Source organism: Streptomyces sp. NPDC056296, from assembly GCF_042268605.1.
Lineage (GTDB): Bacteria > Actinomycetota > Actinomycetes > Streptomycetales > Streptomycetaceae > Streptomyces.
Genome location: NZ_JBHJRX010000037.1, coordinates 78,798 through 94,918 on the forward strand (window position 1 = coordinate 78,798; position 16,121 = coordinate 94,918).

A 16,121-nucleotide genomic window follows, 5' to 3' on the forward strand; every position below is an offset into this window, starting at 1 on the left:
GGGACACCGTCATGGCTGACGAGCAGACCGACCACCGCACCTACCGGGTCGTCCTGAACGACGAGGAGCAGTACTCGATCTGGGACGCGGGCCGGGAACTGCCGGACGGCTGGCAGGCCGAGGGCACCGAGGGCTCCAGGCAGGACTGCCTGGAGCGGATCGAGGAGGTCTGGACGGACCTGCGCCCGGCCAGTCTGCGCCGGCGCATGGAGCAGGCCGGCGCCTGACCGCGCAGGCACCACACGAGACACGTCGTACGGAACGAAGGTCGGGAGGGGCGCTCAGCATGACCACGGGCGAAGTCCGCACGGGCGGACAGGTCGACAGCAGAGGAACGGCCGACGGCGGCGGATCGGTCGAAGGCGGCGGATCGGTGGACAGCAGGCGTGAGGAGCTGGTGCGGGCCAGGCTCGCCGGGGGCCGCGGCGGCCGGCGAGCCGCCGTCACCCCCGTCGACCGTGACGGCCCGCTCGCCCTCTCCCACGGGCAGCAGCAGATGTGGTTCCTCAGCCGGCTCGACCCGGACAGCTGGGAGTACAGCGTCCCCGTGGTGCTGCGGCTGCGCGGCCGGCTCTCCACCGAGCCGCTGCGCCGGGGCTTCGAGGAGCTGGTGGCCCGCCACGAGATCCTGCGCACCCGCTACGCCCTCGACGGCACCGATCCGGTCCAGCTGATCGACCCTCCCGGCCGGTTCGACCTCCCCGTCGACGACCTCACCGGCACCGGCACCCCCGCCGAGCGCGAGGAGCGGGCCCGCCGGCTGGCCGAGGCCGAACCGGGCCGCCCGTTCGACCTGGCCGACGGCGCCCCGCTGCGGGCGCGGCTGATCCGCGTCGCGGAGGACGACCATCTGCTGGTCGTCGTCTTCCACCACGTGGCCTGCGACGAGTGGTCCGTGGGGCTGTTCCTCGGCGAACTGGCCGCGCTCTACGAGGCGTTCGGCCGCGACGAGCCCTCACCTCTCGCCCCGCTGCCCGTGCAGTACGCCGACTACGCGGCCTGGCAGCGCCGCCGCCTCGGCTCCGGGGAACTCGACCGGCAGCTCGACCACTGGCGGGACCGGCTCGCCGGCCTCACCCCGCTGGAGGTGCCGACCGACCGCCGGCGGCCCTCCACCCGGTCCTACGCCGGGGACGCGGTCCCCGTCCACCTCCCGGCCCCGCTGGCCGGCACGCTGCGCGACCTGGGCGCCGAGCACGGAGCCACCCTCTTCCACACCCTCCTCGCCGGCTACCAGGGCCTGCTCTCCCGCTACACCGGCCGCGACGACATCGCCGTGGGCACCGTGGTCTCCGGCCGCGACCGGCCCGAGCTGGAAGGGCTCATCGGCTACGGGATCAACACCCTGGTCCTGCGCGGCCGGTGGCAGGGCGACCCGACCTTCCGGCAGCTCCTCACCGGCGCCCGGGAGACCGTCCTGGACGCCTTCGACCACCAGGAGTACCCCTTCGCCCGGCTCGTCGACGAGCTGGCCCCGGCACGGGACATGTCCCGCACCCCGCTGTGCCAGGTCGCTTTCACCATGCACCGCGAACGCACCACCGGCTTCACCCTGCCCGGCGTCGACACCGAGCCCCTGACCGCCACCTCACGGGTCTCCCGCTTCGACCTCACCCTCCAGCTCCGCGAGGCCGACGACGGCTCCGTCACCGGCACCCTGGAGTACAGCACCGCCCTCTACGACCGGGCCACCGTCGAGCGCATCGCCCGGCACCTGCGACGGCTCCTGTCGTCCGCCGCGGCCGACCCCGACCGGCCCCTGTCCCGCCTGGACATGCTCGACGAGGCCGACCTCGCCGTGCTGCTGCCCGAGGTCCACACCTTCGACGCGCCCACCCGCTGCGTCCACCAGCTCGTCGAGGAACACGCCGCCGCCACCCCCGACGCCGTCGCCGTGGTCTGCGGCACCGAAAGCCTCACCTACGCCGAGCTGAACACCCGCGCCAACCGAGTCGCCCACCGCCTGCGCTCCCTCGGCGCCGCCCCCGGCCGCCTCGTCGCCGTCGCCCTCGACCGCGGCCCGCACCTGGTGCCCGCCCTGCTCGGCGTCCTCAAGTCCGGTGCCGGCTACCTGCCGCTGGACCCCGAGCACCCCACCGACCGCATCGCCTACACCCTCCGCGACGCGGGCGCCGACCTCGTCGTCACCTCCACCGGGCACACCGCCCACCTGCGCGACGCCGCCGAGGGCCGGCTCGTCGTCCTCGACGACCCCGCCGAGGCCGCCGCGCTGGCCGCCGCCCCCGGCCACGACCCGGACTCCGGCGTCACCCCCGGCGACCTGATCTACACGATCTACACCTCCGGCTCCACCGGCCGGCCCAAGGGCGTCGGCCTCAGCCACACCAACGTGCTGCGCCTGTTCACCGCCACCGAGGAACACTTCGGCTTCGACGAGCACGACGTGTGGACGCTGTTCCACTCGTACGCCTTCGACATGTCGGTGTGGGAGATCTGGGGCGCCCTCGCCCACGGCGGCCGGCTCGTCGTCGTACCGCCGGACGTCTCCCGGTCCCCGGAGGACTTCCTGCGCCTGCTCGCCGAGCAGAAGGTCACCGTCCTCAACCAGACCCCGTCCGCCTTCCGCAGCCTGGTCTCCCTGGCCGCCGAGTACCACCCCCTGATCGGCGAACTCGCCGTCCGCGTGGTCTCGTTCGGCGGCGAGCGGCTCGACATCCCCGCCCTGCGCCCCTGGGTGGAGCGCCGCGGCCTCGACGTCACCGCCATCGCCAACCTGTACGGCATCACCGAGACCTGCGTCCACACCACGTTCCACCTCGTCACCGAGGCCGACCTGGACGCCGAGACCGGCAACCCGGTCGGCGTGCCGCTGCGCGACCTCCAGGTCCACCTGCTCGGCCCGCACGGCGAACTCGTGCCCGTCGGCGTACCCGGCGAGATCCACGTCGGCGGCCCCGGCGTCGCCCTCATGTACCTCGGCCGCCCCGCCCTCACCGCCGAACGTTTCGTGCCCGACCCCTACGGCATCCCCGGCACCCGCCTCTACCGCAGCGGCGACCTCGCCTCCCGGCGTCCCGACGGCAGCCTCGACTACCTGGGCCGCATCGACCACCAGGTCAAGATCCGCGGTCATCGCATCGAACTCGGCGAGATCAAGGCCGCGCTCACCACGCATCCGCGGGTCCGCGACGCCGTGGTCGTCGCCCGCGAGGACACCCCCGGCGACCGCCGCCTCATCGCCTACGTCGTGCCCACCGGCGACGCCGTCGCCGCGCCCAGCGAGCTGCGCGCCCTGCTCGCCCGCACGCTGCCCGACTACATGATCCCGGCCGCGTTCCTCGTCGTCGGCCGCATCCCGCTCACCGTCAACGGCAAGCTCGACCAGGCCGCCCTGCCGGCCCCCGAGCGCAGTGCCCTCGGCGTCGACGCCGTGCACGTGGCGCCGCGCACACCCGCCGAGGAGGAGATGGTCGCCGTCTGGCGTGACGTCCTCGGAGTGGAGACCGTAGGCGTCGAGGACAACTTCTTCGACCTGGGCGGCGACTCCCTGCGCGCCGTCGCCCTGGTCGGCGCCCTGCGGGGCAGCGAGTACGACGTCACCGTCCGCGACGTCTTCGAGCACCGTACGCCCGGCGAACTCGTCGCCTTCGCCACCGGCCGCCCCGCGCCCGCCGCCCCCCGGCAACCCGTCGCGCCCTTCGCCCTGCTCGGCGAGGACGACCTCGGCCGCCTCCCCGAGGGTCTCGTGGACGCCTACCCGCTGGCCCAGGTGCAGCTCGGCATGGTCGTGGAGATGCTCGCCGACGACGGCCGCAACCACTACCACAATTCCACCTGCTTCCGGATCCTCGACGAACGCCCCCTCGACCCGGACGTCCTCCAGCGGACCGTCGACACCGTCCTGGCCCGCCACGAGATCCTCCGGTCCAGTTTCGCCGTCGAGGGCTACTCCGTCCCGCTCCAGCTCGTGCACCCCGCCGCCGACGTGACCTCCCCCGTCGCCGCACGGGACCTCACCGGACTGGACGCCGACGCCGTCGAAGCGTCACTGCGCGCCTACATGGCCCAGGAGCGCACCCAGCTCTTCGACCTCACCCGCGCCCCGCTGATCCGCTTCACCGGGCACGCCTGCGACGACGGCTCCTGGTGGCTGACCCTCACCGAATGCCACGCCGTCCTCGAAGGATGGAGCCACCACTCCCTCCTGATGGAACTCGTCACCACCTACCACGCGCTGCGCGCCGACGAGCCTGTTCCGGACCCGGACACCCCCGACGTCCGGTACGCGGACTTCGTCGCCGCCGAACTGGAATCCCTCGCCGCCGAGGAGGACCGCGCCTACTGGAAGGGCATCCTCGACGAGCACACGCCCTTCGAGCTCCCCTCCGGCCTCGGCGACGATCCGGCCACCACACCCCGCGGCCTCAACCGCTCCTGGGTCCCCTACCACGACCTGGAGGCAGGCCTGCGCACCCTCGCCAAGCAGGCCAAGGTGCCGATCAAGAGCGTCCTGCACGCCGCGCACCTCAAGGTGATGAGCCAGCTCACCCCCGAAGAGGCGTTCTTCACCGGCCTCGTCACCAACGCCCGCCCGGAGGCGGCCGGCGCGGAACGCGTCTACGGCGTGTACCTCAACCCGCTGCCGTTCGCCCACCGGCGCGGCGCCCGCACCTGGCGGGAACTGGTGCGTGAGGTCTTCGACCAGGAGATCGAGGTCTGGCCGCACCGCCGCTACCCCCTCGGCGCCATGCAGCGCGAACTCGCGGGCGGCGAACGTCTCGTCAACGTCCGCTTCAGCTACCAGAACTTCCGCCAGGTCGACCAGGACCTCGTCGACTACCCGGCCACGATCGACGACAGCCCCACCGAGTTCCCGCTCGGCGTCTCCACCCGCGCAGGCTTCATGGTGATCACCGGCCACCGGCACCACTTCGGCCGGGCGGCGGTGGACCGGCTGGCGGCGATGTACCGGGCGGTGCTGGAGTCCATGGCCGCCGACGTGGACGGCGACGCCCGCGAGACCTTCCTGCCGGCCGGCGAACGCGAACGAGTACTGACCGCCTGGAACGACTCCACGCTGCCGGTACCGCAGCGGTCCGTGCCGGAGTTGATCGCCGAGCAGGTCGAGCGGCACCCGGACGCGGTGGCCGTCGAGTCGGACGGTACGGCGATGTCGTACGCGGAGCTGGACGCCCGCGCGAATCGTCTCGCCCACCGGCTGCGTGAAGCCGGCGTGGGACCCGAGTCGTCGGTGGCGGTCCTGCTGGACCGGTCGACCGACCTGATCGTGGCACTGCTGGCGGTCTGGCGCGCGGGAGCCGGCTACGTCCCCATGGACCCCGTACTCCCGACCGGCCGGATCGCCGACATGGTCGCAGACGCCGGCGTGCAGACGGCCGTCACCTCCGCCGCCTACGCCGACCGCTTCGAGGTGCCGGTGGTGCGGGTCGAGGACGACAACTCGCATCTGCCCCAGTCGTCTCCCGAGGTGCCGGTGGACCTGGACACGGTCGCCTACACCGTGTTCACCTCCGGCTCGACAGGCCGCCCCAAGGGCGTCCAGGTCACCCACCGCAACCTGCTCAACCACATCGACTGGGCCGTACGCGAACTGACCTCGGCCGGCACCGGCGGCGCCCCCGTCTTCTCGTCGGTGGCCTTCGACCTGGTCGTCCCCAACCTGTGGGCCCCCCTCGCAGCCGGACAGCGCACCTGGCTCTACGACGGCGACCTCACCGAACTGGGCTCCGCACTGACGGGCGCCGGACCCTTCTCCTTCATGAAGCTCACGCCCGGCCACCTCGAAGTCCTCTCGGGTCAGGTCAGTGACGACGAGATCTCCACGCTGGCCGGCAAGGTCGTCGTGGCCGGTGAAGCACTCCCCGGCGCCCTCGTCGAACGCTGGCGCCAGAGCCTCGGCGACGGAGCGGTCCTCAACGAGTACGGGCCCACCGAGACCACCGTCGGCACCTGCGTCTACCCACTCCTAGAGGCATTCGACGGCGTCGTACCCATCGGCCGCCCGCTGCCCAACATGACTATGCGCGTCCTGGACGCCCACCTCCAGCCCGTCCCCGTCGGCGCGGTGGGCGAACTCTTCGTCGGTGGGGCCGGCGTGGCCCGCGGCTACGTGGGAGACCCGGCTCGCACCGCCGCCAAGTTCGTCCCGGACGTCTACGGTCCGGCGGGCAGCCGGATGTACCGCACCGGAGACCTCGCCCGCTGGCGCCACGACGGAGCCGTCGAGTTCCTCGGCCGCATCGACGACCAGGTCAAGATCCGCGGCTACCGCATCGAACTCGGCGAAGTACGAGCCGCACTCGTCGCCCAGCCCGGCATCACCGACGCCGCAGTCATCGTCTCCGAGGCCGACCAGAAGCTGATCGCCTACATCGTCGGCGAGGTTCCCGACCTGACCGACGCCCTGCCCGAGTACATGATCCCGTCCGTCTTCGTACAAATGGACGCGATCCCGCTGACCGCCAACGGCAAACTCGACCGCCGCGCCCTGCCCACCCCCGACGACACCGCCACCGACACCTACGTCGCCCCCCGCACCCCCGCCGAAGAACGCATCGCCGCCATCTGGAGCAAGGTACTCGGCGTCGAACGGATCGGTGTCGAGGACAACTTCTTCGACCTCGGCGGACACTCCATCAAGGCCATCGCCCTGGTCGGCGCCCTACGCACCGAAGGCTTCGAAGCCGCCGTACGCGACGTCTTCCAACACCGCACGGTCGCCAACCTCGCCGCCACCCTCACCAACAACGGCGACACCACCGACACCCACCAGCCGGTAGAACCGTTCGCCCTCATCGCCGACGAAGACCGCGAACGCCTCCCCGACGGAATCATCGACGCCTACCCGTTGGCACAGGTGCAGCTCGGCATGCTGGTCGAAATGCTCGCCGACGACGGGCGGAACAAGTACCACAACACGACGACGTTCCGGATCAAGGACGGCCGTCCGTTCGACGTGGACGCCCTCCGCCGCGCCGGACGTTCCGTTGTGGAGCGGCACGAGATGCTGAGGGCGTCCTTCGACCTCGACGCTTTCTCGGTTCCCCTGCAGCTGATCCATGCGACGGCGGAACTCCCCGTCACCGTGCTCGACCTACGTGGCAAGAGCTTCGAGCAGCAGGCCGAGGCGCGCCGGGCCCACATAATCACCGAGCGGGCCACCGCCTTCCAGCTCGACCGGGCCCCGCTGCTCCGCGTCTCGGCACTGGTCGAGTCCGACGAGGCATGGTGGCTGTCGGTCAGCGTCTGCCACCCGATCACGGAGGGCTGGAGCCACCGCACCCTCCTCAGCGACATCGTCGAGGGCTACCTGCGCCTGCGCGTCGGCGAGGAATTGCGCGAGGTCACGGTGCCCGGCGTCCGGTACGCGGACTTCGTCGCGGCGGAGCAGGCGTCCCTCGACTCCGAGGAGGACCGCTCCTACTGGCGGGGCCTCCTCGCCGACCACGCCAAGTTCGAGCTGCCGGCCGGCTGGGGCGACGCCGAGCCCGCCGACCGGGCGGTGACCGTGAAGGTGCCGCTCGCCGACCTCACCACGGCGCTGCAGTCCGCCGCACGTACCACGAGCACCTCGCTCAAGGCGGTCCTGCACGCGGCGCACCTCAAGGTGATGAGCCAGCTCACGGCCGAGGACTCCTTCTGCACCGGCCTCGTCTCCAGCGGCCGGCCCGAGATCGAGGGCGCCGAGCGGGTCTACGGCATGTACCTCAACACGGTGCCCTTCGCCCACCGGCGCGGTGCCCGCACCTGGGCCGAACTCATCCACCAGGTCTTCGACCGGGAGACCGAGCTGTGGCCGCACCGCCGCTTCCCCATGCCGGTGATGCAGCGGGAGCTGGGCGACGGTACGCGCCTTCTCGACGTCCGCTTCAGCTACCTCGATCTCTCCGACGCCCAGGCCGACAGCGAGCTCGTCGACGCGGACTCCGGAGACGGCGAGGGCGCCACCGAGTTCGGCCTGGCCGTCGCCGCCCGAGGTAGCGGACTGCTGCTCACCGCGGACCCGGCCGTACTCGGCCGGGCGGCGGTGGACCGGCTGGCGGCGATGTACCGGGCGGTGCTGGAGTCCATGGCCGCCGACGTGGACGGCGACGCCCGCGAGACCTTCCTGCCGGCCGGCGAACGCGAACGAGTACTGACCGCCTGGAACGACTCCACGCTGCCGGTACCGCAGCGGTCCGTGCCGGAGTTGATCGCCGAGCAGGTCGAGCGGCACCCGGACGCGGTGGCCGTCGAGTCGGACGGTGAGACGGTGTCGTACGCGGAGCTGGACGCCCGCGCGAATCGTCTCGCCCACCGGCTGCGTGAAGCCGGCGTGGGACCCGAGTCGTCGGTGGCGGTCCTGCTGGACCGGTCGACCGACCTGATCGTGGCACTGCTGGCGGTCTGGCGCGCGGGAGCCGGCTACGTCCCCATGGACCCCGTACTCCCGACCGGCCGGATCGCCGACATGGTCGCAGACGCCGGCGTGCAGACGGCCGTCACCTCCGCCGCCTACGCCGACCGCTTCGACGTACCCGTCGTACGAGCGGACGAGGACCTGACCCACCTGCCGGACACCGCACCCGCAACCGCCATGGACCTGGACACGGTCGCCTACACCGTGTTCACCTCCGGCTCGACGGGCCGCCCCAAGGGCGTCCAGGTCACCCACCGCAACCTGCTCAACCACATCGACTGGGCCGTACGCGAACTGACCCCGGCCGGCACCGGAGGCGCCCCCGTCTTCTCGTCCGTCGCCTTCGACCTCGTCGTCCCCAACCTGTGGGCACCCCTCGCCACCGGACAACGCACCTGGCTCCACAACGGCGAACTCACCGACCTCGGCTCAGCCTTGACCAAGACGGCACCCTTCTCCTTCATCAAGCTCACCCCCGGCCACCTCGAAATCCTCTCGAGCCAACTCACGGACGACGAGATCACCACACTCGCCGGCAAGATCGTCGTCGCCGGCGAAGCACTCCCCGGCGCCCTCGTCGAACGCTGGCGCCAGAGCCTCGGCGACGGCAAGGTCCTCAACGAATACGGGCCCACCGAAACCACCGTCGGCACCTGCGTCTTCCCACTCACGGACACCTTCGACGGCGTCGTACCCATCGGCCGCCCCCTGCCCAACATGACCATGCACATCCTGGACACCCACCTCCGCCCAGTGCCGGTGGGCGCGGTCGGCGAGCTGTTCGTAGGCGGCAAGGGCGTGGCCCGCGGCTATGCCGGAGACCCGGCCCGCACCGCGAGCCGCTTCCTGCCCGACCCGCACGGCCCGGCAGGCAGCCGGATATACCGCACCGGAGACCTCACCCGCTGGCGTACGGATGGAGCCGTCGAATTCCTCGGCCGCATCGACGACCAGGTCAAAATACGCGGCTACCGCATCGAACTCGGCGAAGTACGAGCCGCCCTCATCACCCAGCCCGGCATCACCGACGCCGCAGTCACCGTCTCCGAGGGCGACCAGAAGCTGATCGCCTACATCGTCGGCGAAACCCCCGACCTGACCGACGCCCTCCCCGAATACATGATCCCGTCCCTCTACATACAGATGGACGCGATCCCCCTCACCCCCAACGGCAAACTCGACCGCCGCGCCCTCCCCGAACCCGACGACACCACGACCGACACCTACGTCGCCCCCCGCACCCCCGCCGAAGAACGCATCGCCGCCATCTGGAGCAAGGTACTCGGCGTCGAACGGATCGGTGTCGAGGACAACTTCTTCGACCTCGGCGGACACTCCATCAAGGCCATCGCCCTGGTCGGCGCCCTACGCACCGAAGGCTTCGAAGCCGCCGTACGCGACGTCTTCCAACACCGCACGGTCGCCAACCTCGCCGCCACCCTCACCAACAACGGCGACACCACCGACACCCACCAGCCGGTAGAACCGTTCGCCCTCATCGCCGACGAAGACCGCGAACGCCTCCCCGACGGAACCGTCGACGCCTACCCGGTCGCCAAGGTGCAGCTCGGCATGCTGGTCGAAATGCTCGCCGACGACGGCCTGCACAAGTACCACAACACGGCGACCTTCCGGATCAACGACGGCCGTCCCTTCGACGCCGAGGCCCTGCGTCACGCGGCGCGTACCGTTGTGGAGCGGCACGAGATGCTGCGGACCTCCTTCGATCTGGAGGGCTTCTCGGTGCCGTTGCAGCTGGTGCATCCGGTCGCCGAACCGCGGATCGTGGTGCGGGACCTGCGCGGCACGGACGCCGAGGGGTTCACCGCGGCACGGCAGGAGCACATCGCCGCCGAGCGGGCCGCGCTGTTCGACCTGGACCGGCCGCCACTGCTGCGGTTCGCCGCGTTGGTCGAGTCGGACGAGGCGTGGCACCTGGGCTTCACCCACTGCCACGCCATCACGGAGGGCTGGAGCCAGCAGTCGCTGCTGCGGGAGGTCCTCGACCTGTACCAGGCGTACGCGGCCGGCGAAGCGCCCGGTGAACCGGAGCCGGTGGCCGTACGTTACGCCGACTTCGTCGCCGCCGAGCAGTGGTCCCTCGCCTCCGACGAGGACCGCTCGTACTGGCAGGGCGTGGTCGACGAGTACGCGCCGTGCCGACTGCCGCAGGAGTGGGGCGCGGGGAACGGCGCTGCGCGGGAGGACTTCAAGCTGTCCGTGGACTTCCGCGACATCGAGCCGGCGCTGCGCGAGCTGGCCCGGTCCACCGACACCTCGTTCAAGGCGGTCCTGCTCGCCACCCATCTGAGGGTGCTCGCCACCGTCACCGGCGAGGACGCCTTCCACACCGGGGTGGTCTACAGCGCCCGCCCCGAGGCGCCAGGCAGCGAACGGGTGTTCGGCATGTACCTGAACACGCTGCCCTTCGCGCACGACCGGTCCGCACGCACCTGGCGGGAGCTGGTGCGCCAGGTCTTCGACCGGGAGGCCGAGGTGTATCCGCACCGGCGGTATCCGCTGCCCGCCGTGCAGCAACTGGCTGGCGGGAGGCGGTTGTTCGACGTGATGTACCGCTACCAGGACTTCCACCAGACCGCCGGCAGCGCGGTCGACGTGCAGGCCGGCGCGGGCGACAGCTCGAACGAGTTCACGCTGTCCGTGGCCAATGTGCCCGGCCGGCTGGTGCTGCGCGCGGTGAGCACCGGTCTCGACCGGGCGAACGCCGAGCGAGTGGCGGGGATGTACCGGGCGGTACTGGACGCCATGGCCACCGACCCGGACGGCGACGTGCGCGCCTCGCTGCTGTCCGTCACGGAACTGGCCCAGGTACTGGACGACTTCAACGACACCGAGGTGGAGTGGGGATGAGACGCTACGTCCACGAGGTGATCGAGGAGCAGGCCACGGCCACCCCCGATGCCGTCGCCGTTCAGGTGGGCGGGCACACCGTCACCTACCGGCAGCTCGACGAGCGGGCCAACCGGATCGCCCACCGGCTGCGGGAGGCCGGGGTGGGACCCGAGTCGGTGGTCGGGGTGCTGCTGCGGCGGAGCCCCGACACCCTGCCGGCACTGCTCGGCATCTGGAAGGCGGGCGGATCGCATCTGCCTTTGGACATCGCGCTCCCCGCCGAGCGGCTGCGCTACATGCGCGAGACGGCGGGAGCGCGGCTGACGGTGACGCACGGCGGGAGCGCCGCACTGCTCGGCCCCGGGCAGGAGGGCGGGACCGTCGACCTGGACGCGGAGCGCGAGCGGATCGCGGCCTGTCCCGCAACGCCGCCCGACCGGTCCGCCGACCGCGATCCGGACGATCCCGCGCGCACCCACCGGCTGGCGTACACCCTGTTCACCTCCGGCTCCACGGGGCGCCCCAAGGGCGTGCAGGTCGGCCAGTACGCGCTGCTGAACATGTTGTTCTCGATGCGGCGATGGCACCGTTCGGGGCCGGAGCACCGCTGGCTGGCCATCACCTCGCTCGCCTTCGACGTGTCGACCGCCGAGCTGTACCTCCCCCTGGTCACCGGCGGCCGGGTGGTGCTCGCCGACGACACGCAGGCCCACGACCCGGTGGCGCAGCTGCGGCTGGTGGAGAGCGCGGGGATCACCCATGTGCAGGCCACCCCGGCCGGCTGGAAACTGCTGCTGGCCGCGGGGATGGACCGGCTGCCGGTCGTCGCGGTCACCACCGGAGAGGAGTGCCCGCCCGGGCTTGCACGGCAGCTCGTGGGCCGTGTCGACCGGCTGAGCAACCTGTACGGGCCCACGGAGGCCACTGTCTGGTGCACCGGCACCGACCTGGCGCCGGACGCGGAGTCGGTTCCGATCGGCCGGCCGCTGCCCAACTACCGGGCCTACGTGCTCGACTCGGGGCTGCGGCCGGTGCCCATCGGGGTGACCGGCGAGCTGTACATCGCGGGCGCCGGGGTGGCCCGCGGCTACGTGAGCCGACCGGGACTCACGGCGGAACGGTTCCTGCCGGAGCCGTACGGCGGTCCGCCCGGCTCCCGCATGTACCGCACCGGGGACCTGGCCAGGTTCCGGTCCGACGGGCAACTGGAGTGTCTCGGGCGCGTCGACACCCAGGTCAAGATCCGTGGTTTCCGCATCGAGCTCGGCGAGATCGAGGAGGTGCTGCGCGACGGACCGGACGTACACGACGCCGCCGTGGTGGCCCGCGACGACGACCAGGGCGAGAAGTGGCTGGCGGCGTACGTGGTCGGGACGGACGGCGCGGAGCCGGACCCGGCGGTGCTGCGGGACCGGCTGGCCGCCGCCCTGCCCGCGTACATGGTGCCCGCGGCCGTGGTCCCCCTGCCGGCGCTGCCGCTGAATCCGGCCGGCAAGGTCGACCGGGCAGCACTGCCCGTCCCCGGCCGTGCCGCGCTCGCCGGGGACCGCGCCTACGTGGCGCCCCGCAACGCCACCGAGCGGCACCTGGTGGAGATCTGCGCGCGGGTGCTGGGCGTGACCGACGTCGGCGTACGGGACCGGCTGCAGGACCTGGGCGCCGACTCCATGCGGATCGTGCACGTGATGGCCGACGCGCGGCGGGCCGGGCTCGGCCTGACCCTGCGGATGCTGCTGGACAGCGAGACCGTGGAGGACCTGGCGCGGGCCCTGGACGGCGCTCCGGCCGAGGGGTCCGGGGCGGACGAGACACGAGAAGGCGAGGAGTCGTCCATGACGTCGCCGGCCACGGCGGGCGGGCCCGTCGACCTGACCCGGACCATGGCCGCGCACCGGGTGCCGGGCGCCGCTGTGGCCCTGCTGCGGGACGGGCACCTGGTGGGTGTGCAGGTGTACGGGGAGCGGTCCGCGGAGACCGGGCTCCCGGTGACGCTGCGCACCCGCTTCCAGGCAGGGTCCGTCAGCAAGCAGGTCACCGCGTTCGCCGCCCTGCGTCTCGTCGCCCGCGGCGAACTCGATCTCGACACGGACCTGGACCGGTATCTGAGCGGGCGGCGAGTGCCCCGCACCGTCGGCGGAGCCACCGTGACCCTGCGCCACCTGCTGTCGAACACGGCGGGCTTCTCCAGCGCAGCGGCCACCTGGTGGCGGCCCGGCGAGCCGATGCCGAAGCTCGACACCGTGCTCGACGAGGTGAGCGCCGAGCACGAACCGGGCACGCTGTTCCGCAAGGCCGGCAGCCACTGGGCGCTGGCCGAACGGCTCCTGTCCGACATCACCGGGCAGGACTTCGCCGACCTGGCGGAGGAGCTGGTCTTCGCACCGCTCGCCATGGCGGACAGCTCTTTCGCGCCGCCCGCCGACGGGCTCTCCGCCCGGGACGACTGGGCGGCGGGGCACGACCAGCACGGCCGGCCGCTGCTCGACGGCTTCCGGGTGCGGCCGGTACGGGCCGGCAGCGGGCTGTGGTCCACCGCCGCCGACCTCGCCCAGCTGGCCGCGGAGATCCGCCAGGCCCACCTGGGCTGCTCCGACCTGCTGCCGGCCGCGCTCGCCACGCAGATGCTCACCGAGGCGTTCCCCGGCAGCTTCTACGGCCTGGGCACGGTCGTCGACGGGTCCCTGGGAGAGGCGGAGTTCGGCCACGGCGGGCAGACCGCCGGGTTCCGCGCGCTGGTCTCGCTGCGGCTGCGCTCCGGCAGCGGCTGCGTCGTGCTGACCAACGGCGAGGGCGGCAAACACGTGCACAAGGCGGTCGCCGCGTCGCTGGGCCGTGAGCTGACGGTCGACGACGACTGACCGGTGGCGACCGTCCGTTCCCGGACTTTCCGGTCGCGTGCCGTGGTGTTACCGAACGGATAACACGAGAATAGGGCTCCCGCATAGCTTCGTGGCGATACATCGACCGCACATGCAAGACGGGGGATGTCGCATGGACTTCCGAGTCCTCGGCCCAGTGGAAGCACACAGGGGCGGACTACACATTCCGCTCTCCGGATCCAAGGTGCACACAGTACTGGCGGCCCTGCTGCTCGCAAAGGGCCGTGTCGTGTCGGACAGCAGACTCAACTTCCTGCTGTGGGGCTGGGAACCGCCGGCCACGTCCGGCGCCCAGATCTACACGTACATGTCGCGGCTGCGCAAGCTCCTCGGCGACGAGGTGCGCATCGAGCGCAGACCGCCCGGCTATCGGCTCCAGGCCCCCAACAGCGCCGTGGACCTGCTGGAGTTCGAGCGGCTGGACCGGCTCGGTCGGGCGGCGCTGGCGCAGCGCCGCCACCAGGAGGCGGGGGCGTTGCTCGCCGAGGCCCTCGGGCACTGGCGCGGCACCGCCCTCGCCAACGTCACCGAGCACCTCGCCGACGCGGAGCTGCCGCAGCTGGAGGAGGCCCGGATGCACACCCTGGAGAACCGCATCGAGGCCGACCTCGCGCTGGGCCGGCACGAGCAGCTCACCGCCGAACTCACCGGCCTCGTCGCCCAGCACCCGCTGCGCGAGAAGCTCCGGACCCAGCTGATGACCGCCCTCTACCGCAGCGGCCGACAGAGCGACGCCCTGCAGAGCTACTACGAGGGCCGCGGCCTCCTCGCCGACCAGCTCGGCATCGACCCCGGCGAGGCGCTCGGCGCGACCTACGCGGCCGTCCTCAAGGGCACCCGGGGGCCGGGCCCCGGCGGCGACACCCGGCCCGCGCGGGAAGAGCCGGCCGATCCCGTCGCCCCCTGCACGCTGCCGCCGTCGGCCGGGCAGCTCGCCGGCCGGGACGCGGAGATCCGGACGCTGCGCACCCAGCTGGCGGAGTCGGTCGCCGGACGGGGCCCGCGCCGCCTCCTGATCACCGGCATGGCCGGCGTCGGCAAGACCGCCCTGGCCGTGCACGTCGCGCACGCGGCGGCCGGGGACTTCCCCGACGGCCGGCTCCTGGCCGAGCTGTCGGAGGCGAACGGCCGTCCCCGCCGGCCGGATGACGTCCTCGCCGCGCTGCTGCGCGACCTCGGGGAGCCGCTCGAGGAGAGTGACGCGCCGGCACCGGACCCGGGCGGGCCGGGCGGAAGCAGGCGGTGCGAGGACCTCGTGCGGCTGCTCCGCGCCCGCACCGCGGGCCGTCAACTGCTGGTGGTGCTGGACGGCGCGGCCGAGGGCAGGCTGCTCGCCCCGTTGCTGGCGGGCCTCCAGGGCGTCGCGGTGCTGATCACCGGCCGGACCAGACTCACCCAGGTCATCGACGCCCGCACCACGGCACTCGCGCCGCTCGCCGCCTCCGCCTCCCTCGACCTGCTGGCCGACGTCACGGGCCGGGCCCGGCTGGCCGCGGAGCCCGACGCCACGCAGGAACTGCTCGGCCACTGCGGCGGACTGCCGCTGGCGCTGCGCATCGCCGGGAGCCGTCTCCTCGCCCGCCCGTTCTGGCCCGTGGCCCGCCTCGCCCAGCGCATGGCGGCCCCGGAGAACCGGCTGCGGGAACTCTCCTACGGCGGCATGGACGTCGGCGCGGCCCTGCTGGCGTCGCTGTACGCCCTGCCGTCGTCCGCGCGGTCGGTCCTGGTGAGGCTGGCCGACATGGGCGCCGAGCCCTTCCCCGCGCATCGGGCGGCCGGGGTGCTGGGCACGACGGAGGCGACCGCGGAACAGTGGCTGGAGCAGCTCGTGGACGGTGCACTGCTCGACCTGTGCGGCGTCGATCTGATGGGGCGGCCCTTCTACCGTTTCCACGAACTGGTGGTGCTCTTCGCCGCCGGCCTGCCGGCCGCGCCCCGCACCGGCACGAGGTCGCCGGCCGCCCGGTGAACCAGGGCCTGGCAGCGGCCCCGCCCGAGCACTGCTCGGG

The 16,121-nt window shown here is 72.4% G+C and carries 4 protein-coding genes; all 4 read left to right on the forward strand.

From position 1 onward, the window contains the following. Positions 1–11: 11 nt before the first annotated feature. On the forward strand, positions 12–227 hold the full coding sequence (locus tag ACFCZF_RS25935; protein ID WP_375924818.1) for an MbtH family protein: 216 nt from the start codon (positions 12–14) through the stop codon (positions 225–227). Positions 228–286: 59 nt separating this feature from the next. Beyond that, the gene (locus tag ACFCZF_RS25940; RefSeq protein ID WP_376673685.1) at positions 287–11,251 is read left to right on the forward strand and encodes an amino acid adenylation domain-containing protein; all 10,965 of its coding nucleotides are present in this window, start codon (positions 287–289) and stop codon (positions 11,249–11,251) included. Then, complete coding sequence (locus ACFCZF_RS25945) at positions 11,248–14,091, forward strand: amino acid adenylation domain-containing protein (RefSeq protein ID WP_376673686.1); 2,844 nt, start codon at positions 11,248–11,250, stop codon at positions 14,089–14,091. The genes ACFCZF_RS25940 and ACFCZF_RS25945 overlap by 4 nt, the downstream gene beginning before the upstream one ends. A gap of 205 nt (positions 14,092–14,296) precedes the next feature. After that, complete coding sequence (locus ACFCZF_RS25950; protein ID WP_376673687.1) at positions 14,297–16,081, forward strand: BTAD domain-containing putative transcriptional regulator; 1,785 nt, start codon at positions 14,297–14,299, stop codon at positions 16,079–16,081. Positions 16,082–16,121 lie beyond the last annotated feature (40 nt).

Coding starts and splice junctions, on each gene's coding strand:
- ACFCZF_RS25935 (WP_375924818.1), top strand. CDS start 12: ATGGCTGACGAGCAGACCGACCACCGCACCTACCGGGTCGTCCTGAAC.
- ACFCZF_RS25940 (WP_376673685.1), top strand. CDS start 287: ATGACCACGGGCGAAGTCCGCACGGGCGGACAGGTCGACAGCAGAGGA.
- ACFCZF_RS25945 (WP_376673686.1), top strand. CDS start 11,248: ATGAGACGCTACGTCCACGAGGTGATCGAGGAGCAGGCCACGGCCACC.